25 protein-coding genes are annotated in these 21,741 nt (G+C 64.5%); 6 read left to right on the top strand and 19 right to left on the bottom strand.

From position 1 onward, the window contains the following. Positions 1–6: 6 nt before the first annotated feature. The 15 genes from BC358_RS04670 to BC358_RS04740 all read right to left on the bottom strand — a co-directional run bounded on the left by BC358_RS04670 (position 7) and on the right by BC358_RS04740 (position 9,978). Positions 7–996, bottom strand: a complete 990-nt coding sequence (locus tag BC358_RS04670; protein ID WP_079364910.1) for a cation diffusion facilitator family transporter — start codon at positions 994–996, stop codon at positions 7–9. Further along, positions 997–1,245 (bottom strand): DUF2789 domain-containing protein, encoded by a 249-nt coding sequence (locus tag BC358_RS04675; protein WP_079364911.1) that lies wholly within the window; start codon positions 1,243–1,245, stop codon positions 997–999. An 18-nt stretch (positions 1,246–1,263) separates the two neighbouring features. Beyond that, complete coding sequence (locus tag BC358_RS04680) at positions 1,264–2,448, bottom strand: acetyl-CoA C-acyltransferase (RefSeq protein WP_079364912.1); 1,185 nt, start codon at positions 2,446–2,448, stop codon at positions 1,264–1,266. A 226-nt stretch (positions 2,449–2,674) separates the two neighbouring features. Then, positions 2,675–3,097 (bottom strand): OsmC family protein, encoded by a 423-nt coding sequence (locus BC358_RS04690; RefSeq protein ID WP_079364914.1) that lies wholly within the window; start codon positions 3,095–3,097, stop codon positions 2,675–2,677. Next, positions 3,094–3,483 carry a rhodanese-like domain-containing protein gene (locus tag BC358_RS21730; protein WP_143434170.1) on the bottom strand — a complete coding sequence of 130 codons (390 nt, stop codon included), beginning with the start codon at positions 3,481–3,483 and terminating at the stop codon, positions 3,094–3,096. Before BC358_RS21730 ends, BC358_RS04690 begins: the two co-directional genes overlap by 4 nt. 65 nt (positions 3,484–3,548) lie before the next feature. Then, complete coding sequence (locus tag BC358_RS04695) at positions 3,549–4,241, bottom strand: cytochrome c biogenesis CcdA family protein (RefSeq protein ID WP_079364915.1); 693 nt, start codon at positions 4,239–4,241, stop codon at positions 3,549–3,551. Beyond that, a complete protein-coding gene (locus BC358_RS04700; RefSeq protein ID WP_143434171.1) occupies positions 4,238–4,663 on the bottom strand; it encodes a co-chaperone YbbN in 426 nt (141 codons plus the stop codon). The genes BC358_RS04695 and BC358_RS04700 overlap by 4 nt, the downstream gene beginning before the upstream one ends. 2 nt (positions 4,664–4,665) lie before the next feature. Next, complete coding sequence (locus BC358_RS04705) at positions 4,666–5,166, bottom strand: rhodanese-like domain-containing protein (RefSeq protein ID WP_256861421.1); 501 nt, start codon at positions 5,164–5,166, stop codon at positions 4,666–4,668. A gap of 8 nt (positions 5,167–5,174) precedes the next feature. After that, a complete protein-coding gene (locus BC358_RS04710; RefSeq protein WP_218669463.1) occupies positions 5,175–5,408 on the bottom strand; it encodes a thioredoxin family protein in 234 nt (77 codons plus the stop codon). A gap of 3 nt (positions 5,409–5,411) precedes the next feature. Further along, positions 5,412–6,341: an MBL fold metallo-hydrolase gene (locus BC358_RS04715; protein ID WP_079364972.1), complete on the bottom strand. Its 930-nt coding sequence runs from the start codon at positions 6,339–6,341 to the stop codon at positions 5,412–5,414. A 17-nt stretch (positions 6,342–6,358) separates the two neighbouring features. Continuing rightward, the gene (locus tag BC358_RS04720) at positions 6,359–6,610 is read right to left on the bottom strand and encodes a DUF2892 domain-containing protein (RefSeq protein ID WP_079364918.1); all 252 of its coding nucleotides are present in this window, start codon (positions 6,608–6,610) and stop codon (positions 6,359–6,361) included. Between the two features lie 51 nt (positions 6,611–6,661). Beyond that, positions 6,662–7,633, bottom strand: coding sequence for an MBL fold metallo-hydrolase (locus BC358_RS04725; protein ID WP_143434172.1), 972 nt, complete (start codon positions 7,631–7,633; stop codon positions 6,662–6,664). A gap of 44 nt (positions 7,634–7,677) precedes the next feature. Beyond that, positions 7,678–8,724, bottom strand: a complete 1,047-nt coding sequence (locus BC358_RS04730; RefSeq protein ID WP_079364920.1) for a permease — start codon at positions 8,722–8,724, stop codon at positions 7,678–7,680. 61 nt (positions 8,725–8,785) lie between these two features. Further along, positions 8,786–9,358, bottom strand: coding sequence for a TlpA disulfide reductase family protein (locus BC358_RS04735; protein WP_079364921.1), 573 nt, complete (start codon positions 9,356–9,358; stop codon positions 8,786–8,788). Then, positions 9,355–9,978, bottom strand: a complete 624-nt coding sequence (locus BC358_RS04740) for a sigma-70 family RNA polymerase sigma factor (protein ID WP_079364973.1) — start codon at positions 9,976–9,978, stop codon at positions 9,355–9,357. The genes BC358_RS04735 and BC358_RS04740 overlap by 4 nt, the downstream gene beginning before the upstream one ends. Positions 9,979–10,154: 176 nt before the next feature. Here BC358_RS04740 and soxA point away from each other — a divergent pair, with 176 nt between their 5' ends. Continuing rightward, a complete protein-coding gene (gene soxA, locus BC358_RS04745) occupies positions 10,155–10,952 on the top strand; it encodes a sulfur oxidation c-type cytochrome SoxA (protein ID WP_079364922.1) in 798 nt (265 codons plus the stop codon). A gap of 21 nt (positions 10,953–10,973) precedes the next feature. Next, positions 10,974–11,597 carry a sulfur oxidation c-type cytochrome SoxX gene (soxX, locus tag BC358_RS04750; RefSeq protein ID WP_079364923.1) on the top strand — a complete coding sequence of 208 codons (624 nt, stop codon included), beginning with the start codon at positions 10,974–10,976 and terminating at the stop codon, positions 11,595–11,597. 85 nt (positions 11,598–11,682) lie between these two features. Here the strand turns inward: soxX and BC358_RS04755 are convergent, their stop codons facing one another. Genes BC358_RS04755 through BC358_RS04765 form a run of 3 tightly spaced genes read right to left on the bottom strand, consistent with a single transcriptional unit; the run spans position 11,683 to position 15,292 of the window. Next, positions 11,683–12,990, bottom strand: coding sequence for a sigma-54 dependent transcriptional regulator (locus BC358_RS04755; RefSeq protein WP_079364924.1), 1,308 nt, complete (start codon positions 12,988–12,990; stop codon positions 11,683–11,685). Beyond that, positions 12,987–14,432: a HAMP domain-containing sensor histidine kinase gene (locus BC358_RS04760; RefSeq protein WP_079364925.1), complete on the bottom strand. Its 1,446-nt coding sequence runs from the start codon at positions 14,430–14,432 to the stop codon at positions 12,987–12,989. Before BC358_RS04760 ends, BC358_RS04755 begins: the two co-directional genes overlap by 4 nt. Further along, positions 14,432–15,292 (bottom strand): PhnD/SsuA/transferrin family substrate-binding protein, encoded by an 861-nt coding sequence (locus BC358_RS04765; RefSeq protein ID WP_143434173.1) that lies wholly within the window; start codon positions 15,290–15,292, stop codon positions 14,432–14,434. The genes BC358_RS04760 and BC358_RS04765 overlap by 1 nt, the downstream gene beginning before the upstream one ends. Positions 15,293–15,467: 175 nt before the next feature. Here BC358_RS04765 and BC358_RS04770 point away from each other — a divergent pair, with 175 nt between their 5' ends. The 4 genes from BC358_RS04770 (at position 15,468) to moaA (ending at position 20,415) form a co-directional block, all read left to right on the top strand. Next, the gene (locus tag BC358_RS04770) at positions 15,468–15,992 is read left to right on the top strand and encodes an arsenate reductase (azurin) small subunit (protein WP_079364926.1); all 525 of its coding nucleotides are present in this window, start codon (positions 15,468–15,470) and stop codon (positions 15,990–15,992) included. An 11-nt stretch (positions 15,993–16,003) separates the two neighbouring features. Then, on the top strand, positions 16,004–18,487 hold the full coding sequence (locus BC358_RS04775; protein ID WP_079364927.1) for an arsenate reductase (azurin) large subunit: 2,484 nt from the start codon (positions 16,004–16,006) through the stop codon (positions 18,485–18,487). A gap of 65 nt (positions 18,488–18,552) precedes the next feature. Then, the gene (locus BC358_RS04780; RefSeq protein WP_079364928.1) at positions 18,553–19,200 is read left to right on the top strand and encodes a nitroreductase; all 648 of its coding nucleotides are present in this window, start codon (positions 18,553–18,555) and stop codon (positions 19,198–19,200) included. Between the two features lie 66 nt (positions 19,201–19,266). Continuing rightward, positions 19,267–20,415 carry a GTP 3',8-cyclase MoaA gene (moaA, locus tag BC358_RS04785; RefSeq protein WP_373270130.1) on the top strand — a complete coding sequence of 383 codons (1,149 nt, stop codon included), beginning with the start codon at positions 19,267–19,269 and terminating at the stop codon, positions 20,413–20,415. Positions 20,416–20,761: 346 nt separating this feature from the next. Here the strand turns inward: moaA and BC358_RS04790 are convergent, their stop codons facing one another. Beyond that, positions 20,762–21,733, bottom strand: coding sequence for a relaxase/mobilization nuclease domain-containing protein (locus BC358_RS04790; RefSeq protein ID WP_079364930.1), 972 nt, complete (start codon positions 21,731–21,733; stop codon positions 20,762–20,764). Positions 21,734–21,741: the final 8 nt, after the last annotated feature.

A 21,741-nucleotide genomic window follows, 5' to 3' on the forward strand; every position in this document is an offset into this window, starting at 1 on the left:
AGGTCGTCAGTGCGCGTGACCGGCCGTGTGGCTGTGGCTGTGGCTGTGATCGTGTGCAGTGGCTGGCACCGAGCCACCACTGGACACCTCTGCGGCCCACGATCCACAGGGTTGGGTGAATCGCACCTGCATACCCTGCAGCGTCACATGGGTGATTTCGAAACGGTCATGCAAGCCATCGGTGGCCGCCTTCAGAAATGCGTCGTCTGGATGGCTGTCGGGCATCACCAGATGGGCCGTCATGGCCACCTGCGAGGTGTCCATGGCCCAGATGTGCAGGTCGTGTACGCAGCTGACACCGGGCAGGCTCGCCAGGTAGTCGTGTACCGCCTGCGGGTCCACGCTGTCCGGCACGCCATCGAACAACAAGTGCAAGGACTGCCGGAACAGGCTCCAGGTGCCCCACAGGATCACAGCCGCGATCAGCAGGCTGACCACTGGATCCAGCCAGACCCAGCCCATCCACAAAGTCAGTGCGCCGGCCACCACCACTCCAGCCGAGACCAAGGCATCGGCAGCCATGTGCAGGAAAGCTCCGCGGATGTTCAGGTCGTTCTCGCGTCCTCGCATGAACAGCAGGGCGGTCGCGGTGTTGATCAGGATGCCCACGCCCGCCACCACCATGATCGTCACGCCTTGATTGCCGACCAGCGGCTCGGGCAACATCAGGCGCCCCACCGCCTCCCAGACCAGCGCGCCCATAGCCACCAGCAGCAGCAGGGCATTGGCAAAGGCCGCCAGGATGCTGCCCTTCTTCCAGCCGTAGGTGTGCCGGGGGTTGGGTTGCAGCTTGCCTGCCAGCGCACCGCCCCAGGCCAGCACCAGCCCGGCCACGTCGCTCAGGTTGTGCCCGGCATCCGCCAGCAAGGCCAGTGAGTTGATTTTCCAGCCGTAGAACGCTTCAATCGCCACGAAGGCGATGTTCAGGCCGATGCCGATGGCAAAGGCCTTGTTGAAGTTGGCGGGGGCGTGGCTGTGGTCGTGTCCGGCGCTCATTCAGGTGGGTCTTTCCTGCCCGCGGAGGGCTTCACTCAGTTGATCGGCCAGTTCGGCCCAGTCCGAATCCTGTAGCAAGGCTTCACGCAAGAAGCTGGCCTGCGCCGGCGACCAGAACGGCGCATCGGGCAGGCTGATGCCACTGTGCAGCGGCGTGTGTTCGGTCAGAAACTGACGGATGGCGCCAGGGTCGTTCGGCAAGCCCAATTGGGCAAACAGGTCGTGAAAGCGGTGAATGGCGGGTTCCATGGCGATCTCCTGAGCCTCTCACATCATTTCCAGGGCCAGGGCAATGCCCTGCCCGCCACCGATGCACAGCGTGACGATGCCGCGCTGGAGTCCGTCGCGCTGCATGGAATGCATCAGCCGCGTCGCCAGCACCGCGCCACTGGCGCCGATCGGGTGCCCATGGGCAATGGCGCCGCCTTCCACGTTCACGACATCCTCGGCAAAACCCAGCTCGCGCAGACAGGCCAGCGTGATGGCGGCAAAGGCCTCGTTGATCTCCACCCGATCCACGTCGCCCACCGACCAGCCCGCCCGCGCCAGCGCCTGCCGAACGGCAGGTACTGGCCCCAGACCGAACAGACCAGGTTCCACCGCCCCCACGCCATAGGACGCCAGCCGTGCCGTCGGCTTGAGGCCGTGTTGCTCGGCCCAGCGGCGCTCGGCCACCATCATGGCCGAGGCACCCGAATTCAGGCCCGGTGCGCTGCCGGCGGTGATGGTGCCGTCCTTGCGGAATGCGGGCTTGAGTTTGGCCAAGGATTCGGCCGTGGTTTCCGGCCGGTTGTGTTCATCTTTGGCGAACAGCGTCGGCCCCTTGCGGCCTGGCACCTCCACGGTGGCTATCTCGGCATCAAATTTTCCGGCGGCTTGTGCGGCGGCAAACCGCTGCTGGGATCGCAGCGCCCAGCGGTCCTGGTCATCGCGCGAGATGTGGTTGCGCAGCACCAGGTCTTCGGTGTGCCAGCCGGAATGCTGGCCGCTGAAGGCGTCGTTCAGCCCGTCGTAGAGCATGCTGTCGAACATGATGACATCGCCCATGCGCGCTCCCCAGCGCCCTTGTGGCAGCAGATACGGTGCGCGGTCCATGTTCTCCATGCCGCCGGCAATGGCGCAATCGATCATGCCCGCCGCGATCTCCAGCGCCGCGCTCACAACGCCCTGCGCACCCGAACCGCACACCCGGTTGACGGTCAGAGCGGGCACCTCCACGGGCAAGCCCCCCGCCATGCCGGCCTGGCGGGCCGGGTTCATCTTCACACCCGCCTGGATCACATTGCCCATCACCAGGGTCTGCACCTGGTCGGCCTGCAGGCCGGAGCGCTTGAGCGTTTCGCGAATCACTGCCGCGCCCAGGTCGGGTGCGGGCACATCCTTGAGGCTGCCGCCGTAGGTGCCGATGGCGGTGCGCACCGGGTGACATAGCACCGTTTCAATCTTGCTCATGCCGGTTCTCCTTCCAGGTTGGTCAACAGGTCTCGCAGGTCGTTTTGCCCGGCACGGGCAACGTAGGGCAGAAACGAGGCGCCTTCCGGCAGCGCATCCGCCCCCTCACTCAGCACCTGCCCCCAGGCCTCCAGAATGCCGTTGGCATCCTGTCGGTCTCGCTCACAAATCCAAGCCTTGATGTCCCGTCCATACCCCACGCACATGGCGACCTCCAGTAAAAAAATCAGTCCGCCCGCCGCATCACGCCAGCCAAGTCGGTGCCCGGCGCCACCGTGTTGAACACCGTGCCGTACTTTTTGACGTTGTCGTGCAGCAGCTCGATGCGGCGGTCCGTTTCGTCGGTGTCCACGATGATTTGATAGCGGATGCTCTCCATCTTGGGCGGCACGTCCTGGCGCACACCGTCCACGATCACCTTCACGCCGCGCAGCTCGAACTTGAGGATGGGCACCACACGTTCAATGCCCTTGATCATGCAGGCCGAGAGCGCGGCGAGCAGCAGCTCGGCCGGGTTGAACGCGTCGGGGTTGCCGGCCATGTCGGTGTCCAGGCTGATGCGCGCCGACTTGCACACCGACTGGCTTTGGTGGGAATCAATGCGCTGTGACTCGACATGAAAACGCATCTTGGTGGGGGTGTCGCTCATGTTTCATTTCCTTCGCTGCCGATGAGGCGGGTGGCTGCATTGGCGGCAGGCGTTTCATACCGCCGCCCGGCCACAGCGTAGCCCTTTTGCATCCACAACAACAGGCCGCCCCGCATGGGTGTGACACGGGACAGCCCGCGATCACGCAGGAACCGGGCCGTTTCACTGCTGAGGCGTCCGTCCAGGCAAACGGTGACCAGTTCACGGTCAGCAGGTAACTCCTGCCATCGGGCGGGCAACTCGCTCCACGGCATGCAGATGACACCCGGCAGGTCCAAAGCCAGAGGGCCTGAATCCGCTGCTTCGCGCACATCGACCAGCCAGGCTTCTCCCGACAAGGCCTGTTGCCGGGCTTGGGTTGTGCACACCACAGATGAATCACTCATACACAGAAGACGGACGACCCTCGAAAAAGATGCACAGGAAGGTCGTCTGATCGCGTGTTGTCGACTCAGCTGTAGAGCAAGGGCACACCCAGTCCTAAAGCCATCCACCAGGCACCGGCCAGCGCCATGACCACGGCGAAACTGCGCCGCCCGGGCAGCCAGCGGGTCCAGTGAGAGAAACGCGCCACCATGACGGTGGCGGCGGACGGCATGGCGCCCGCCAGCAGGATCAGCACACTGTGGCCCAGCCCGTAGGCGAGCAACAACGCGCCACCCCACAACATGGAAGCGCCCAGCAAGGCGCCCGAGCCGGCCATGGTGAGCGCTGCTGCCAGTGCGGGCGTGGCGCAAGGGCTCATGACGGTGCCGATCAGCCCCCCCAGCACCAACGCACCCCAGTAACCGGAACGGGCCAGCCGCTCTTGCATGCCCATGGGCAGGTTGAACCCGCAGCTCGAATCCGACCGGCGCCAGAGCCACACACCGGCGCCGAACACCAGTGCGCCCACAACCACCAGCCAGGGCCCGGGCAAAGCGCCCATGAGAACACCCGCGCGCGCCGCCAGCAAACCCATGACCAGCAAGGCCAGGTTCATGCCCACGACAAACGCCATCGACAGCGACCAGGCGCGGCGTGGGCTCTGTGCCTGCCCGCCGACAAAACCCACCGCCACCGGCACCGCCGCCAGCACGCAAGGTGAGGAAGAAGTGAGCAGGCCACCCACAAACGCGGCGATCAGGCCCTCTTCGCCCGTCATGGCGTGAGCGGCACGCCCAGGCGCGCCAGGATGTCCTCGGCGCTGATCTTGCCCATGTTCCTCCCGGTCTCGCGACCCTGCGCATCGAAGAAAACCTGAGTCGGCATGAGGCGGATCTGGTAGCGGCCGATGAAGTCGCGCTGTTTCAGGATGTCCACGTCGGCCACCGTGATGCGGTCGCCGTGCGACTGCGCCAAGGCTGCGAGCACCGGCTTCATTTCACGGCAGGAGACACAGGCGTTGGCGCCGAACTCGATGACGGCTGGCTTGCCGGCCGCCAGTGCCAGTGCGACCGGGTCGGTGGTTGCGCCCACCTCCGGCGCTGCCGTTTCCTGTGCGCGCTGCTGGTACAACGCGACCCCGGCCATCAGGGCCAGCAGCAGCCCGGCTACACCCCACCAGCGGATCGGCTTCAGGGTCATCTTCAGCAGCACCCGGCTTGTGCCGTCGAGTCCACGGCTGTGCCGCAGCAACCCGCCGAAGCGCTCGGCGTCACTGCAGTTGCCGCACCGCCGCAACAGGCACTGGCTGCGGGCTCGGGGGCCACGTTGCCACCACAGCAAGACGACGCCGCAGCAGCCGGTGCTTCGTAGCGCTGGCCGATGACGGGGAAGTTCTTGCGCATCCACTTGAGCAGGCCACCGTCCATGTTGCTCACGCGGGTAAAACCCTGAAACTGCAGGTAGTAGGTGGCCTTGAGGCTGCGCTCACCACTATCGCAGACCAGCACCAGTTCGCGGTCCCTGGGCAGCTCGCCCCACCGCTGTTCCAGCTCGAACAGCGGGATGTTCACGATGGCCGGCACGTCAAAAGCCGTGCGCGCCACTTCGGCGCGCTCGTGCACGTCCACCAGCAAGGCCCCCTCGCCCACCAGGCGGCGCGTGGTGGTGGGGCAGACCTGTTTCGCTTCGTCCAGCATGGTCATTCCCTCCCTCAAGCCGAGAGCCACTGTTCGATCTTCTCGCGGCTGGGCACGCCACCGGCGTGCACCACCTTGCCGTTGATCACCACGCCGGGTGTGCTCATGACGCCGTAGCCCATGATGTCGCGCAGCTCTTCGACCTTTTCCAGCTTCACTTCGACGCCCTTGGCTTTCGCCACCTGGTCGATCAGTGCGATGGTGTTCTTGCAGTTGGTGCAGCCGGTGCCGAGTACTTTGATGTCCATGATTTACTCCATTTCCATTTCGAGATAGGTGCGGTTGGCCAGCTGGGGCAGCCAGACATCCACGTGTTTGAGGTGTTTGAAAGGTGCTGCGTCAAAGCTCTTGATGGCGGTGCTCATGTCGGTGCCCGCCTCCACCGCCTGGCCCATGTGGGCACGCAGGGCCTTGAGCAGGTTGCCGGTGTCCTTCTGCGCCTGGGCCAGCGTGCTCACGCTGCCGTGGCCTGGCACCACCACCTTCGGGTTCAGCGCTTCCAGCGCTTCGAAGCTCTGCACCCAGGTCTTGGTCTTGCTCACCGGGTGCAGACCGAGGATGCGGTCCACATAGACCACGTCGCCAGTGAACACCACGCCGCTCTGCGGCAACCAGACCAGGGTGTCGCCCGGTGTGTGGCCGCCGCCCCTATGCACCAGCTGAACGGTCACGCCGCCCATGTCCAGCGTCGTGTCGGCGTCTTTGAGCCAGCGGGTGGGCAGCGCCGGCTCGGTGCCCTCCATCTTTTCCTTGAGCACCGGCGCGTTGGCCTTCAGGTGCTCCGGACCGCGCGCCTTCATGTCGGCCTCGGCGTTGGCGTGTGCCATGATCTCCGCGCCCTGCGCCTTGAAGTAGCCGTTGCCCAGCCAGCGGTGGTCCTGCCCGCCGGTGTTCATGACCCACTTGATGGGCTGCGGCGTGACCTTTTTCACCGCTTCGGCGATCTGCTTCGCACCCTGGTAGCTCGCGCCGCTGTCGATCAGCAGCGCGCCCGCCGGAGTGACCACCAGACCCAGGTTGGCGTTGATCGCTTCGTTCTCATAGGTGCGGCCTTCGGTGTCACCCACGTAGGCGTACACGTTGGGCGCCACGGGCTTGAAGACCACCTCCACCCCCTGGGCGGAGAACGAGAGCGCAGTCGCGAGGCCAGCCAGCAGCCAGCGCGTTGGAGTCAGCGTCATCATGCGCATGCCCCGGTTCAGCAGCACTTGCCGGCCTTGATGTCGGTGCCACAGGTTCCAACGGCGTCTTTAAGGCCCATCATCTTCATGATGTTGGCGGCCGGGCAGAAACCCGTGAAACCCATCTGGAACAGGTTGGCGCCGACGAAGGCGGTCAGCCAGAGCCAGCTCATCTGACCGAGGTTGATCTGGCCGGTGAAATGGGCCAGCGCCAGGCTGGCCATGATCATGAAGCCCGCAAAAATGCTGACGGCGCGGTTGACGGTCATGGAAGTCTCCAAAGGTTGTTGAAAGAACAGAACACAAATGCAATGAGGGGCTCAAGGCTGCTGCTTGAACACCTCTTCCGACATGCGGATGGCGTTGGAACTGCGAAAACGGGCGTCCTCGTAGTTCACCAGGTAGGAAAAAGCCGACTGGTCGATGGAAGAAGCTGCCTCCACTGGGTCGAAGGCCCCGTTCTGGAGCGCCTTTTTTGCGCCATCGCGCAGCATTTCCAGGTACCCCAGGCTGTCGGGAATCACTTTTTCTGGAGGACCGGGCCGCCCATGGCCAGGCACCACGACCAGCGGTTTGAGGTCGTCGCGCAGCAGCTTCAGCGCTGCGATCCACTTCAGGCCCAAGCCGGGCTGGATGCCCAGCAGCCGCTCGTGGAACACGAGGTCGCCCGCAAAGGCGATGCGCTCCTGCGGCAGCCAGACGATGAGGTCGGCCGGGGTATGGGCGCCGCCCACGTCAAGCAGTTCGATCTGCACACCTTTAACCGGCAGTCGGTAGCGGCGGGCAAAGGTCTCGTCGGGGTACCCGGCCACAGTGCCCGCAAAACGCTCGCCCACGTTGCGCCGCGCCATGTCCATCTGCTGGAACGTGCGCGCCTGCTGGTCCTGTTTGCCCGCGTCGGAGGCGATCACCCGCGCGCCCACCACCTTCTGAAAGTGGTCATTGCCCAGCCAGCGGTGGTCCTGCCCGCCGGAGTTGACCACCCAGCGGATGGGCTTGTCGGTCACCGCACGCACGGCCTGCACAATGATCTCGGCTCCGGCCTTGGACCCGCCCGAGTCAATGACCACCACACCGCCGTCGGCCACGATGAAGCCACCGGTCATGTTGTTGCCCAGGTTGCTGGGCGAGCGCTGTGTCAGTTCCCCCACCAGCGCGTAGGCGCGTTCGCCCACCTTCACTGTCTTGAACACTGACTCGGCGGTCTGTGCACTGGCCCAGAGCGGCGCGAGTGCCACCAGGGCGCCCAACAAACATGGCCGCCAAACGGCTTTGGATGGGGTGGTTGCCATGTGTCTTTGTCGCGGTTCTGTTGGTTGTTGGGTGCCGGGTGCGGTCACAGCACCGCGTTGAACACAAACCCCGCGATCAGGATGCCGGTGGCCACCACGCCAACGAACGTGGCGATGAGCCGAACCTTGAGCACCTTGCGCAGGATGACCATCTCGGGCAGCGAGAGCGCGATCACGCTCATCATGAATGCCAGCACCGTGCCCAGCGCCGCCCCCTTGGCCAGCAGCGCCTGCACGATGGGGATCACACCGGCCGCGTTGGTGTACATGGGCACGCCGATCAGCACCGCCAGCGGCACCGACCACCAGGCTTCCTTGCCCATGAAGCTGGCCATGAAGTCCTGCGGCACCCAGCCGTGGATGCCGGCGCCAATGGCGATGCCGGCCAGGATGTAGGGCCAGACCTTGCCCACGATCTCGCGCACCGAGGCGAAACCCGCCTGCACCCGGTCGGCCAGCGTCGTCTCGGCCGCCTCGAAGCCGGCCGACATCTTGGGCATGTCGCGCACCCAGTCTTCCAGATGCGCTTCCATCTTCAGCCGGCCGATGATCCAGCCCGCCACGATGGCCACCGACAGGCCCAGGCCCAGGTAGAGCGCGGCGATCTTCCAGCCGAACATGCCGAACAGCAGCGCCAGCGCCACCTCGTTGACCATGGGCGCCGAGATCAGGAAAGAGAAAGTCACGCCCAGCGGCACGCCCGCCTGCACGAAACCGATGAACAGCGGCACCGCCGAACAGGAACAGAACGGGGTGACGATGCCCAGCGAGGCGGCCATCACGTTGGCCACGCCCTCGGTGCGCCCGGCCAGCAAGGCCCGGGTGCGCTCTGGCGTGAAATAGCTGTTGACCATGCCCATGACGAACACCACGCCTGTCAGCAGCAGCAAGACCTTGGGGGTGTCGTAGAAGAAGAACTGCAGCGCGCTGCCCAGGTGGCTGTCGCGGTCCACTGGCAGCGCTGCAACCAGGGCCTCGGAGACCGGGATCAGCGACTGGTACAGGCCCCACCAGAGGGCGGCGGCGGCCAGCAAAAACATCACCGGCTGCTTTTGCGGCCAGCGGCTCAGGTTCGATGTGAGGGTGCTCATGCCTCAGAAGACGAGGCACCTCTTCAAAAGATGCAGGTCGGTCAGAAGAATTCGCAGCCGGTCAGATCAGCCCGGCGATGGCTTCCACGTCTTCGGCAAACATCTGTCCTTTTTCGGCCAGCAGCAGCTTGCCGTCGCGCCCGCGCAGCAGGGTGATGGGCAGGCCCTTGGGCTTGGGGAAAGCCTTGCGCCATTCCGGGCTGGCCCAGCCTGCGGGGAAGCTGTAGCCCTTCTTTTTCAGATAGGCCACGGCGTCTTCGGGCTTCTTGTCGATGGACAGCGCCACCATCTGCAGGCCCCGCCCCTTCTGGCTTTGCCAGAGCTTGTCCATGCTCGGGCTCTGCAGCGCGCAGAACGGGCAGGTGCTGGACCACCAGTACACCAGCAGCGGCTGGCCTTGGGTGCGGGCGGGATCGAACACGCTGCCGTCGAGCAGGGTCAGGCGCGGCACGTCCAGCACACTGCCCAGGGACGGCAAAGGCGGCGCCTTGGCTTCCTCTGCCGCCGCCGAAACAGGCTGGGCCAGCGCTCCAGCCCAGTGGGCGGTGGCCAGCGCTGCGGCTGTACCCAGCAGCCAGCGGCGCCGGGCCGAGGCTACATACAGATCGGCAGCAGCAGGGGTGATGTGCTTCATGAAGGTGTCGGGTCGTTGGACGGTTCGACCTGCATGGCGCAGCAGGAGCTGGGCAAGGCGGGACGGGGAACAAAGTCTTCCACACAGCCCGCGTCGTCGAATCGAACCTGGCAGGCGCTGGTCATGTGCTCGCGCATGCGACGGCGCGCCCGCTGCACACGCGACTTGGCGGCCGGCAGGCTCAGGTTCTTCAGCCGCGCAAAGTCGGCCTGTGCCATGCCCTGCAGATCACACAGCTCGATCGCTTCGCGGTCCTGCGGGTCCAGCTCGGACAGAACGCGCGGCAGACACGCCTGGGCCAGGGTGTCCACCGTGGGCGTGGCCTCTGCAGGCTCGGCGGGCCATTGGTCCAGGTCGTCGGGCAGCGGCTGGAGGTCATGACCGCTGCGCAGCCGGTCGATCAGGGTGTTGCGGGTCACCTCGAACAGCCAGGCCCTCGGTTGCGCCACCGCCTGCAGGCGAGCGCCTTGCCGCAACACCTTGATGAACACCTCCTGCAACAGGTCGTCCACCTCGGCCTTGATCGGCGCTCGCGAGGCCAACCAGCGGCGCAGCTCGGTCTCGTGCTGCGACCACAGGGCCAGCACCGGACGGTAAATGGCTGTGCTTTCAAAAGGCATGTGAATGAAGATTTCCAAATATAAGCACTGGGTGTTTATACCAATGGTTCAAGAACATTTGAATCGGGATACTGCGGACGTCAATTGATTTTTATCAATTGGCGGCGCTCGACGGGACGAATCACCTTTGCAGAAGTCCCACCCCAAAAACATTGTCATTGGCAGGAGACCCTCAGATGAAGAAAACCCTCGTGGCCATAGCGGCCATCGGCCTGACGCAGGTGAGCCTGGCGCAGGACTCGGACGCCGAGATCGCCAAGTACCGCGCCGCCCTGCAGGACGGCAACCCCGCCGAATTGTGGGAACTCAAGGGCGAAGCGCTCTGGAAAACCAAACGCGGCAGCAAGAACGTGTCGCTCGAAACCTGCGATCTGGGCAAGGGGCCAGGCAAGCTCGAAGGCGCCTACGCCGAACTGCCGCGTTACTTCGCCGATGCCGGCAAGGTCATGGACCTGGAGGCGCGACTGGTCTACTGCATGGAAACCATCCAGGGCTGGGACACCAAGCCCTACTTCAACAAGGGCGCGTTCAAAGGCAAGGGCCCAGGCTCGGACATGGCAGCCATCGCCACCTTCATTGCAGCCAAGTCCAACGGCAAACCTTTCAAAGTGGATCTGGAGCATCCGGCGGTAAAGGCGGCCTACAAAACGGGTGAAGAGCTGTTCTGGCGCCGCAGCGGCCCGTTCGACTTCTCCTGCGCCACCTGCCATTCGACCGACAAAACGCGCATCCGCCTGCAAGGCCTGCCCAACCTCCTCAACAAGGAAGGTGCCGCCACGGGCGTGTCCACCTGGCCGGCCTACCGCGTGTCGCAAGGCGAAGTCCGCACGCTGCAGCACCGCATGTGGGACTGCTACTGGCAGATGCGCCACCCGGACGTGCAGTACACCTCCGACGCGGTCACCGGCCTGCTGACCTACCTCGCAGGACTTGGCAACGGCAACGAAATCAAGTCGCCCTACATCAAGCGCTGAAACAGAAGGAACCTTGCTCCCATGAAAACCACAACCATTCTCCTGAGCGCTGGTGCCGTGATCGTACTGGGCGCCTGCGCCGCCGGCAGCCAGATGGGCGCTGGCTTCCCTTCGGCCGACCAGGCCGTGGCCAGCTCGTTCCAGAACATGCAGCCTGGCTGGGACAAACGCCTTGTGCAGGACGACACGCAAAAAGCCTGCAGCGTGGCGCGCGAGAAGCCCAGCAAGGCCGAAGCCGAGCGGATCGAAAAAATGAACCAGGCCATGAAAGTGGTCTACCCGGCCAGCGGCAAGCTGGTGGGCGACTGGAAGAAGGGCGAGGCCATCGCCCAGAACGGCTACGGCCTGCGTGTGGGGGACAACGATCCCAAACGCCAGACCGGTGGCAACTGCTACGCCTGCCACCAGATCCAGATGAAGGAGCTGTCGTACGGCACGCTGGGCCCTTCGCTGCACCATTTCGGCAAGCTGCGCGGCAACACGCCGGCGATCCAGAAATACGCCTACGACAAGATCTACAACGCGCAGGCGTTCACGGCCTGCACCAACATGCCGCGCTTCGGCCACAACGGCGTGCTGTCGCCCGATCAGATCGCCGACCTGGTGGGCCTACTGATGGACCCGGATTCGCCGGTCAATCAGTAAACAACGTTCATGGTTTCATCTGGGGTCTTCGGATCCCCTTCGCCCCGCCCCGGAAACGGTGCGGGGCATTTTTATCGGCATGGCCTCAGGCCTGGATGGCCAGCTTCTTCATCTTTTCCCACAAGGTCTTGCGGCTGATGCCCAGCACGTCGGCGGTTTTGCCGACGCTACCTTCGCAGTGCTGCAGCGCCTTCTGGATGTGTGAGCGCTCCACGGTTTCGATGAAGCGCTGCAGCGGTGCGATGCCGTCGCCAGGCGGATCGGTCGCCACATCGCCGTGTGAAGCCAGGCCCTCGGGTAGGTCCAGCAGCCCGCCGTCGCTGAGCACCACCGCCTGCTCCAGGAACGAACGCAGTTCCCGCACGTTGCCGCGCCACTCCCGACGCATCAGATCGCGCACGAAGGGTTCGGACATGGCCAAGGGCCGCCCCTGCTCCACCACGATCTGGGCCAGCAGCTTTTCGGTCAGCCAGCGGATGTCCTCCGGTCGCTCGCGCAGCGGCGGTAGCTGAATCTTGATGACCGCCAGCCGGTAGAACAAGTCTTCGCGGAACGCGCCCGCGTTCATGTCGGCGTACAGGTCGCGGTTGGTGGCGGCCAGGATGCGGAAGTCGCTCTGCGTGGTGCGCTCCGCCCCGAGGCGGAAGAAACACTTTTCCTGCAGGGCGCGCAGCAGTTTGGCCTGCATGCTGGCGGGCAATTCGCCCACCTCGTCCAGAAACAGGGTGCCTTTGTCGGCACGCTCCAGGTAGCCCTTGTGCGCGCGCACGGCCCCAGAGAACGCACCCTTCTCGTAACCAAAGAACTCGGCCTCCAGCATCGTTTCGGGAATCGCTGCGCAGTTCACCGCCACGAACGCACCCTTGCCTGCCCTGGGGTCCAGGCTGTGGATGAGCTGTGCCGCCACCTCCTTGCCGACGCCAGATTCCCCGGTCAGCAGCACCGATACCTTTTGCGCGGCCACCTTGTGCACCATGGCTTCTACCCGGCGCATGGCCACGGACACGCCGAGCAGCGCGTCGTCGTCGTGGCTGACGGAGATGTTCGCGGCGTCCCTGATCTTGGAGACCAGGCTCTCGATGTCGAACGGCTTGGTGAGGTACTCCCGGGCACCGGCGCGCACGGCCGCCACGGCGTCGTTGACGCTGCCATACCCGGTGAGGAAAAACCAGGGCAAGGCCCTGACGGCCGCCGGCAAGGTCACAAACCATTCGGTGGCCAGGCCGTCGGGCAGCCGGACATCGCTGACCACGGCTGACGGCAGTGCGGACAGTGCGTCGCGGGCCTCGCTGAGCCGGCGGCACCAGCTCACCTGCAGGCCCTCCAGCTCGAAGCGCTGCAACAGCGATTCGCCCATGATGGGGTCGTCTTCGATCAAGAGGATGGATGTCATGTCTGGCCTTCTGGCGCTTCCCGGTTCGGCACTTCGAACAGGAGGCAGGTGTGTTGGGTTTCAAGGGTGTCCAGCTCGAACCGGCCCCGCAGGTGGCTGGCGAGTTCCTGGCACACCCACAGGCCGAAGCCGCGCGGGTCTTTGCCACTTTCGGCGGCCAGCGTTCGCTTGAACCGCTCAGCGCTGAGCACCGGTCCGCTGTTGCTGATGCAGAACCGCACCCGCGTCTCATCGGCCTGCAGCCGCGCCGACACCGTGCCGTTGTCCCCCGCCGCCTTGAGCGCGTTGAGCAACAGGTTGAGCATGACCTGGCGCAGCGGCGCCGACGGCACGCGCAGCGCCGACTCGACTTCGACCTGAAACCGGATGTCGGCTTTCTGCTTGTCGGCCGTGCCCTTCACCAGGGTCACGATGTCTTCCAGATCGCCCGGCTCCAGCGGCCGGTCTTCGATGCGGGCTTGCGGCAACAGGGCTGCCACGGTGGTGCGGATCTGCTGCAGACCGCGGTCGAGCAGGTCGATGGTGCGCAGGCGGATCGTCTCGGTGCCGCCGTGCAGGCGCAGGGTCTGGGTGGCGGTCAGCATGCCGGCCAAGGGGTTGTTGATCTCGTGCGCGACGGCGGCCGTCATCTTGCCGACCGCAGCCAGTCGCTCGGCCGACAGGGCACGCTCCTCTGCCGCCTTGCGGCGTTCGAGTTCCCCCATCAGTTGCTCGACCGCATCGCCGATGCGGCTCAATTCAGGGTCGGTGGTCTTGGGCACGTCGCCACGCAACACACCGGGGTCGTCGCGCCCGATGCGCTCGATCACCGCCACCAGCCGGCCCACTGGACGGGCCATGCGCTTGCCGACCCACCAGCCAATGGGCACGAGCACCGTGACCGCCAGCACGATGCCGACCAGCGCCGTGCGCGCCAGCGAGGCCCAGTCCGGTGCAAACGCGGCGGCCTCCACCTCGGTGAACACAAAGCCCAGGGTCTGGCCATCTTCGCTGCGGATGGGGTCGATCAGCACCACGGAACCATCGGACAAAGCCAGCTGGTTGCGCTGGTCCACCTCCATCGCCGACAGCAGCGGCTGCTCGCGCCAGGCTTCGCCCAGCACCTGCCGACCGGTCTCCAGCTTCACCGGGTCCGAGGCGGCGAACACGGCCCCGTCCGGGCTCAGGATGGCCAGCCGTGCCTGGTCGGCGTCTGCCCCCGGAACGAGCTGGGCCGTGTCACGCAACAGCGAGAAGACACGCCAGGTGTCGTCGGCCGCCAGCAGCGGTCGCACTTGTGCGATCACCAGCACCACGGCGCGGTCCAGCAGCGACAGCGTGTCGCGGCGCGCGTTCTGCGCCTGCACCCGCGCGGTGATGGCCGTGACCAGTACCGCCGCCAGCAACACGGCCAGGGACAGCCCCAGCGGAATCTGCACCCTATAGGGCAGCCGCCTGAGCATCAGCTCCCCACTCCGCTGCCGGGCACCCGCTGTGCCTGCTGGCGAATGCTGTCGAACAGGCTGGGCTGACCCGGCGCGAAGCCGGTCAGGTTCAGGGACGCCAGCAGATCCCGCCCGACCTTGTCGTCACCCATGCGCAGCAGGGCCTGGCGCAACGACTCCGCCTGGGGATGAGCCTGTGCCTTGCGCATCACCAGCGGCGGAAACCCGAAGGGCTCCGATTTCCAGATCACCTCGGTCTTGGCGATGGCGGGCATGTTCTGCGCGCGCATCGTCTCCCACACATAGCCATCGATGGCGCCGGCCTGGGCCAGCCGCGCCGCCACGGCCTCGGCCACGTTGCGGTGGCCATGGGTGAAGAAGCCCCGCTTGAGATCGCGCGTGGAGACGCCGGCCTTGGCCAGCTGTGCCTGGGCCACCAGCCAGCCCGAATTGGACAAGGGGTCGGAATAGGCCAGCACCCGCCCCTTGAGATCGGCCCAGCCTTGCACCTCCGGCGCGGGCGTTTTCGATCGGATCAGATAGGCCTGGTAGTACGGCTGCCCCTGGTACAGCGGCACCGCGAGCAGCGACAGCTCGGCCTCGAAACGCACGAAGGGGTAACCACAAATCCAGGCCGCGTCGATCTGCCCCGAGAACAGCAGGTCCAGGATGCTCTGGTAGGACTCACGGGCCACGAACTCGACCTCGGTGCCGACCCGGCTGCTCAGGTAGCGCCCCCAGCGCGACAGGAAAGCCACCTGGTCGGCCAAGATGACCGGGGTCAGACCGATGCGCAGCCGGTCTACCCCCCAGCTCGGCAAGGACACAGCGGCTGCGGCACCACAAAGGCCAGCGGCCAGGCAACGTCTTCTGTTCAAGGGCATGTCCGGGTGGGATTTCGCGTTACGTTTTCGTAACTTTGATTTTGATCATGGTTACGAAAACCACCCACAGAAGAAACCCTGAGAGCGTAAGTCATTGTTTTCAAAGGGATCAAGTCCTGGCACAGCCATTGCAACTAGACGTCGCCTTTGTTCAAAACCAGGAGACAACATGGACGACGTCAAGATCGGCCGCCGCTTCTTTCTGAAGTCCGGTGGCGCCGCCGCAGCCGTAGCAGGTTCGGTGGTCATTCCCATCCGCAACGCCAACGCTGCCACCCCAGCCGCCGCCAGCAGCACCACGCTGCCCTACCCCAAGAAGGCGGTCGGCTCGGCCAAAGGCATGCCGCTGAACCAGGCGGTGAGTTTTGCCTACCCCGATGACAGTTCGGCCTGCCTGGCCATCCGCATGGGCTCGCCCGTGCCCGGTGGCGTCGGCCCCAACAGCGACATCGTGGCCTACAGCTCGTTCTGCACCCACATGGGCTGCCCGGTCGGCTACGAACCCGGCACCAAGACCTTCAAGTGCGGTTGCCACTTCTCCATCTTCGATCCCGAGAACGGCGGTCAGATGGTCACCGGTCAGGCCACCGAAGACCTGCCGCGCATCCTGCTGGAGTACGACGCGAAGACCGACAGCGTGCACGCCGTCGGTGTCGACGGCCTGATCTACGGCCGCCAGTCCAACATCCTGTAAGGAGCGCAGCCATGACCACCCAGATCAACGACCGCATCGCGCTGCCCCCGAAGGACGCGCAAAAGACCAACATGACCTGCCACTTCTGCATCGTCGGATGTGGCTACCACGCCTACAAGTGGGACCACAACACCGAAGGCGGCCGCGCCCCGGACCAGAACGCGCTGGGCCTGGACTTCCGCACCCAGCTGCCGCCGTTTGCCACCACCCTGACCCGGGCGATGACCAACACCATCACCGACAAGGGCGGCAAGAAGTGGAACATCATGATCGTTCCCGACAAGGAATGTGTCGTGAACAGCGGCCTCTCCAGCACGCGCGGCGGCAAGATGGCCAGCTACATGTACACGCACGACGGCATCGGCCGCGAGCGTCTGAAGCACCCGCGCATCAAGCGCGGCGACCAGTGGCTGGACACCAGCTGGGAACAGGCCCTGGCGATCTACGCCGGCCTGACCAAGAAGATCCTGGACAACGACGGTCCGGATGGCCTGTTCTATGACTGCTTCGACCACGGCGGCGCGGGTGGCGGCTTCGAGAACACCTGGGGCACCGGCAAGCTGATGTTCAGCGCCCTGAAAACCCAGATGGTGCGCATCCACAACCGCCCGGCCTACAACTCCGAGTGTCACGCCACGCGCGACATGGGTGTGGGCGAGCTGAACAACAGCTACGAAGACGCACAACTGGCGGACTGCATCCTGGTCACCGGTGCCAACCCCTACGAGACGCAGACCAACTACTTCCTGAACCACTGGGTGGCCAACCTCTCGGGCTCCACGGTGGACAAGAAGAAAAAGTGGTTCCCGGGCGAGACGGCGGCTGCGGCCAAGATCATCATCGTGGACCCGCGCCGCTCGGCCACGGTGGCGATCTGCGAACAGGTGGCCGGCAAGGAGAACGTGCTGCACCTGGACATCCAGCCCGGCACCGACACCGCGCTGTTCAACACCCTGTTCACCTACGTGGTGCAACAAGGCTGGACCGCCAAGGACTTCATCGCCAAACACACCAGCGGCTACGACGACGCGGTCAAGACCAACCGCATGAGCCTGGAAGACGGCGCCAAGGCCACCGGCCTGACGGTGGCCCAGATCAAACAAGCCGCCGAATGGGCCTACAAGCCCAAGGCCAGCGGCCACCGCCCGCGCACCTTCCACCCGTATGAAAAGGGCATCATCTGGGGCAACGACAACTACGTCATCCAGAGCGCCTTGGTGAGCCTGGTGCTCGCGACCGAAAACGTCGGGCGCCGCGGCACCGGCGTGTGCCGCCTGGGTGGCCACCAAGAGGGCTACACCCGCCCACCCTACCCCGGCAACAGCAAGATCTACATCGACCAAGAAGTCATCGCCGGCAAGGGCCTGATGTACACCTTGTGGGGCACCAACCCCTACCAGACCACGCTGAACGCCGAACAGCACCGCCTGGTGCTGAGCAAACGCGCCAAGATCGTGGACGAGGCGATTGCCCGCGCCCGTGGCGCGAGCACCGAACAGCTGGTGGACGTGATCTACAACGCCTGCAAGTACCAGGGCGGCATGTTCGTGGCGGCCATGAACCTCTATCCCACGCAGCTCGCCGACGACGCGCACCTGCTGTTCCCGGCCACCCACCCGGGTGAGATGAACCTGACCTCCATGAACGGCGAGCGCCGCCTGCGCCTGTCCGAGAAGTTCATGGACCCGCCCGGCTCGGCCAAACCCGACTGCCTGATCGCCGCCGACATCGCCAACACCCTGAAGGCGATGTACCAGAAGGAAGGCAAGGCCGACATGGCCAAGCGCTTCGATGGCTTCAACTGGAAGACCGAAGAAGACGCTTTCAACGATGGCTTCCGCCGCGCCGGCCGCCCCGGTGTCGAGCCCATCGACAGCCAGGGCGGTGACACTGGCTACCTGGCCACCTACGAACTGCTGCGCAAGGCCGGCAACAACGGCGTGCAGCTGCCGATCAAGGCGGTCAAGGACGGCAAGCTGATCGGCACCGAGATGGAATACGCCGATGGCAAGTTCAGCACCAAGGACGGCAAGGCCCATTTCAAGCCCGCGCCGTGGAACGGTCTGCCCAAGATGGTGGCGGACCAGAAGGCAAAGTACAAGTTCTGGATCAACCAAGGCCGCGCCAACGAGGTCTGGCAGACCGCCTACCACGACCAGTACAACAGCTTCGTGCGCGACCGCTATCCGATGGCCTACATCGAGATGAACCCGGACGACGCCAAGGCACTGGGCGTGGCAGCCGGCGACGTGGTCGAGATCTACAACGACTTCGGCAGCACCTATGCCATGGCCTATCCGCTCAAGGCGATCAAGGCGGGCCAGACCTTCATGCTCTTTGGCTACATCAAGGGCGTGGCCGGTGACGTGGTGACCTCCTGGGTGGACCGCAACGTGGTGCCCTACTACAAGGGCACTTGGGGCGGCATCAAGCGGGTGGGCAGCGTGGACGACTACAAGAAGTCGATCTCGTTCAAGGACCGCCGGTTCGCGTGACCGGTTTAAGAAGGGGTGGCCGCGGCCACCCCTTCTTCCTTCAATTCCACCTCACAGGAAACCCCATGGGTGCTGCCTCCCACATCCCCACGCCTTGGCCGGGTGCGACCCTGCCGACAACGCCACATGAGCGTGATCCATCCACCGAACAAGCAGCCGAAGTCTGGATAACGTCCCGCCAGAACATTTCACCCAAACGCCTGGTAGAGCCCGGCCCGAATGTTTCACAGCTGGACCAGATTTTCCGCAGCGCCGCCTCCGCGCCCGACCACGGGCTGGTCCGACCCTGGCGGTTTGTCATCGTGCCGGCGGGCAAACGCGCCCTGCTGGCCGAAGTCTTTGCGCTGGCGCTGGTGGACCGCGACCCCGGTGCCACGCTGGAACAGATCGAGACCGCCCGCGAGAAAGCGCACCGTGCGCCGTTGCTGATGCTCGTGGTCGCCCGGCTGGGCAGCTGCGAGCCGCCCATTCCTGCGCTGGAGCGCATGGTTTCGGTGGGCGCAGCCGTGCAGAACATGCTGTTGATGGCTCATGGCCAGGGTTTCGGCAGCAGCCTCACCAGTGGGCAGGCGATGCAATCCCCCCGCATGCGCCAGCTGTTTGGTCTTGATGTCGGCGAAGAAGCGGTTTGCTTTCTCAACATCGGCACCGTCTCCAAGCGCAAGACCCAGCGACTGCACCCCGAGGTGAACAGCTTTGTGAGCACGCTGTGACCTGCATGCTTGTGCAGACCTGCGGTCCTTCCGTTGCGTCAACAGAGCCACGCCATGGGTGAACCACTGCTGGCGCGAGTCATCCCCCTGATGGAGCATCGCCAGTTCGTCGAACGGCAGCTGGCGCATTCGTTCGCGGAATCACTGCCGACCACAGACGTTCGGGATCGCCTTCAAAGGCCCTTGCGCGATCTGCGCATCAGCGTGACCGACCGCTGCAACTTCCGCTGCGCCTACTGCATGCCCAAAGAGGTGTTTGGCAGCGACTACCAATACCTCCCACATTCGTCGCTGCTCAGTTTTGAAGAAATCACCCGGGTGGCGCGCCAGTTCGTCGCGCTGGGTGTCAGAAAGATCCGTCTGACCGGCGGTGAACCGCTGTTGCGCAAGAACCTGGAAGAGTTGCTGGTTCAGCTGGCTGCGCTGCGTACGCCTGATGGTCAGGCAATCGACCTGACCATGACCACCAACGGCTCACTACTGTCCCGCAAGGCCAGGACGCTCAAGGCCGCAGGACTCAACCGCGTCACGGTCAGTCTCGATGCGCTGGACGAGGCAGTGTTCAAGCGCATGAACGACGTGGATTTTCCAGTGGCCAAGGTGCTGGAAGGCATCGAGGCAGCGCAAGCCGCCGGCATCGCCAACATCAAGGTCAACATGGTGGTCAAACGGGGCGTCAACGACCATGAAGTGCTTGCCATGGCGCGCTTCTTCCAGGGCACTGGCGTGGCGCTGCGATTCATCGAATTCATGGACGTGGGTTCCACCAACGGCTGGAACATGGACGCTGTGCTGCCCAGCGAAGAAATCGTTCGTACCCTCAACGAGCACATGCCGCTGGTGCGCCTGCCGGTCAGCGCGGCGGGCGAAACCGCGCAGCGCTGGGGTTATGCAGGGCCCAGCGGTCAACACCTTCCCTCTCTGGGCGAGATCGGCGTCATCAGCAGCGTGACCCAGGCATTCTGTGGAGACTGCAACCGCGCCAGGCTGTCCACCGAAGGGCGCCTGTTCACCTGCCTCTTCGCGGGTCAGGGATTCGATCTGCGCCAGCTTTTGCGGCGTTCAAACCCCACCATTGACTATCAAATGGCAAGCACCATCGCTTCCATTTGGCAACGACGCTCGGATCGTTACTCACAGTTGCGCGCTCGCATGCCCCCACGTGGCCCAGGTGAATCAATGTCCAAACCAGAGATGAGCTACATCGGAGGATGAGGGAAAACAGTGCCGGTGCATGTGGTGTTGAGAAGAGTAAAGACCCAATGAATGAATCTGCTCGAATTCCTGTGGGCAAACACCACGAGGTCTTTGAGAAGCCGCCTTGGGGAGTGAACTTCTTCGAGCCGCCGTTGGACCGTTGGAATATGGCCGCTGTTGCTAGAAGTTGGCCGCTATCCGTTCGACGGGTGGCGAGCGTCAAGTTTCAGAGGTAAAGCCGCCCTCCATCCCAGCGAACCCTGAGCGACCGGTCTGGGCAGCCACCAACATTCGCCCGACGAATTCGAATGTCTGGTGTCAGCCTCGACCGGCCATCCAGACCGCACCGTGTTGGCAGCAGTCATCAACGTCGAGTCTCTGGCCCAATGGTTGGCAACGGCCGCTGCAGTACCTTTCCAGCATCTTGCGAGGCTTTCGACTGATTCCACGTCGCAGTCGCCTCATGCACAAATCTCGCGATCGAAGCGGCCAGCTTGACATCCTGTGCATCAGGTGACGCCGCCAAGGCCTGCCCGATGTGTAGCCAGCCCTGTATGGCCGCTTCCCGGCTGGTTCGCGCCTTGGCTCCTGAGTTATTCACTGGTCGGACCTTTCTCAACCGACCGCCCTCATTGGCCTTCAGCCGCCAGAGGTCCGGATAGCTGGTGTTTCGTCCTCGCGTGGCTTGTCGGGTGGCTTCGGCCTCGACCCCATAGCCGCGCAGCTTCTCGGCAAAGGTCTCGCGCCATCGCTGCAGGTCGGCCTTGCGCGGGTTGAGGCGCCTGCCGCTCATCGACTCTGCCCGTACGCTGATGTGTACATGTGGGTTGGCCTGGTGGTCGTGCAGCACCATCACGTACTTATGGGCCGCCAGCTCGGTCTGCGCGAACTCGCGCGCAGCTTTCTGCACGATCAGCGGGTCGGTGCCCCGGGGCATGGACAGCATGATGTTGAAGGCCTCGCGACGGAAGCCTTCATCACCAATCAGGCTACCGCCGTAGCGCCAGTCTTCGCCCAGCTCGTGCACAGCGGATTTGCCGCGCACCGTTTCGCCTTGTTCGGTTTCGATGTCGAGTCGGCCGTTTTTGCTGATGTAGCGGAAGTGGGCGGCAATGGCCAGCATGCCCCGCCCTCCCCCGGTGACCTTGACCATGACTTGGGGCGCTCTCTTCACCACGGTGGCTTCAATGCGCTTGCGGATGGCGTCTGCGCGCTGGCGCATGCCTCCATCGCCCAGCTTTGGCTGTGGCTTGACCTTGACCACCCGGTTGCCCGAGTAGAACAGGCGATCACCCCACTGGATGAGCACCCCGTCGATGTTGGGCGTCTGGGTCATGGTGTCCT

This window comes from Hydrogenophaga sp. H7, from assembly GCF_002025745.1.
Classification (GTDB): Bacteria; Pseudomonadota; Gammaproteobacteria; order Burkholderiales; family Burkholderiaceae_C; genus Hydrogenophaga; species Hydrogenophaga pseudoflava.

Excerpts from the sequence above, each read along its gene's own strand:
- soxX (WP_079364923.1), top strand. The coding sequence starts at position 10,974 with ATGAAAACCACAACCATTCTCCTGAGCGCTGGTGCCGTGATCGTACTG.
- BC358_RS04710 (WP_218669463.1), bottom strand. The coding sequence starts at position 5,408 with ATGGACATCAAAGTACTCGGCACCGGCTGCACCAACTGCAAGAACACC.
- BC358_RS04735 (WP_079364921.1), bottom strand. The coding sequence starts at position 9,358 with ATGAAGCACATCACCCCTGCTGCTGCCGATCTGTATGTAGCCTCGGCC.
- BC358_RS04730 (WP_079364920.1), bottom strand. The coding sequence starts at position 8,724 with ATGAGCACCCTCACATCGAACCTGAGCCGCTGGCCGCAAAAGCAGCCG.
- BC358_RS04670 (WP_079364910.1), bottom strand. The coding sequence starts at position 996 with ATGAGCGCCGGACACGACCACAGCCACGCCCCCGCCAACTTCAACAAG.
- BC358_RS04755 (WP_079364924.1), bottom strand. The coding sequence starts at position 12,990 with ATGACATCCATCCTCTTGATCGAAGACGACCCCATCATGGGCGAATCG.
- BC358_RS04705 (WP_256861421.1), bottom strand. The coding sequence starts at position 5,166 with ATGACCATGCTGGACGAAGCGAAACAGGTCTGCCCCACCACCACGCGC.
- BC358_RS04675 (WP_079364911.1), bottom strand. The coding sequence starts at position 1,245 with ATGGAACCCGCCATTCACCGCTTTCACGACCTGTTTGCCCAATTGGGC.
- BC358_RS04790 (WP_079364930.1), bottom strand. The coding sequence starts at position 21,733 with ATGACCCAGACGCCCAACATCGACGGGGTGCTCATCCAGTGGGGTGAT.
- BC358_RS04720 (WP_079364918.1), bottom strand. The coding sequence starts at position 6,610 with ATGACCGTCAACCGCGCCGTCAGCATTTTTGCGGGCTTCATGATCATG.
- BC358_RS04740 (WP_079364973.1), bottom strand. The coding sequence starts at position 9,978 with ATGCCTTTTGAAAGCACAGCCATTTACCGTCCGGTGCTGGCCCTGTGG.
- BC358_RS04770 (WP_079364926.1), top strand. The coding sequence starts at position 15,468 with ATGGACGACGTCAAGATCGGCCGCCGCTTCTTTCTGAAGTCCGGTGGC.
- BC358_RS04780 (WP_079364928.1), top strand. The coding sequence starts at position 18,553 with ATGGGTGCTGCCTCCCACATCCCCACGCCTTGGCCGGGTGCGACCCTG.
- BC358_RS04775 (WP_079364927.1), top strand. The coding sequence starts at position 16,004 with ATGACCACCCAGATCAACGACCGCATCGCGCTGCCCCCGAAGGACGCG.
- BC358_RS04760 (WP_079364925.1), bottom strand. The coding sequence starts at position 14,432 with ATGCTCAGGCGGCTGCCCTATAGGGTGCAGATTCCGCTGGGGCTGTCC.
- BC358_RS04715 (WP_079364972.1), bottom strand. The coding sequence starts at position 6,341 with ATGACGCTGACTCCAACGCGCTGGCTGCTGGCTGGCCTCGCGACTGCG.
- BC358_RS21730 (WP_143434170.1), bottom strand. The coding sequence starts at position 3,483 with ATGAGTGATTCATCTGTGGTGTGCACAACCCAAGCCCGGCAACAGGCC.
- BC358_RS04690 (WP_079364914.1), bottom strand. The coding sequence starts at position 3,097 with ATGAGCGACACCCCCACCAAGATGCGTTTTCATGTCGAGTCACAGCGC.
- soxA (WP_079364922.1), top strand. The coding sequence starts at position 10,155 with ATGAAGAAAACCCTCGTGGCCATAGCGGCCATCGGCCTGACGCAGGTG.
- BC358_RS04725 (WP_143434172.1), bottom strand. The coding sequence starts at position 7,633 with ATGGCAACCACCCCATCCAAAGCCGTTTGGCGGCCATGTTTGTTGGGC.
- BC358_RS04680 (WP_079364912.1), bottom strand. The coding sequence starts at position 2,448 with ATGAGCAAGATTGAAACGGTGCTATGTCACCCGGTGCGCACCGCCATC.
- BC358_RS04700 (WP_143434171.1), bottom strand. The coding sequence starts at position 4,663 with ATGACCCTGAAGCCGATCCGCTGGTGGGGTGTAGCCGGGCTGCTGCTG.
- BC358_RS04695 (WP_079364915.1), bottom strand. The coding sequence starts at position 4,241 with ATGACGGGCGAAGAGGGCCTGATCGCCGCGTTTGTGGGTGGCCTGCTC.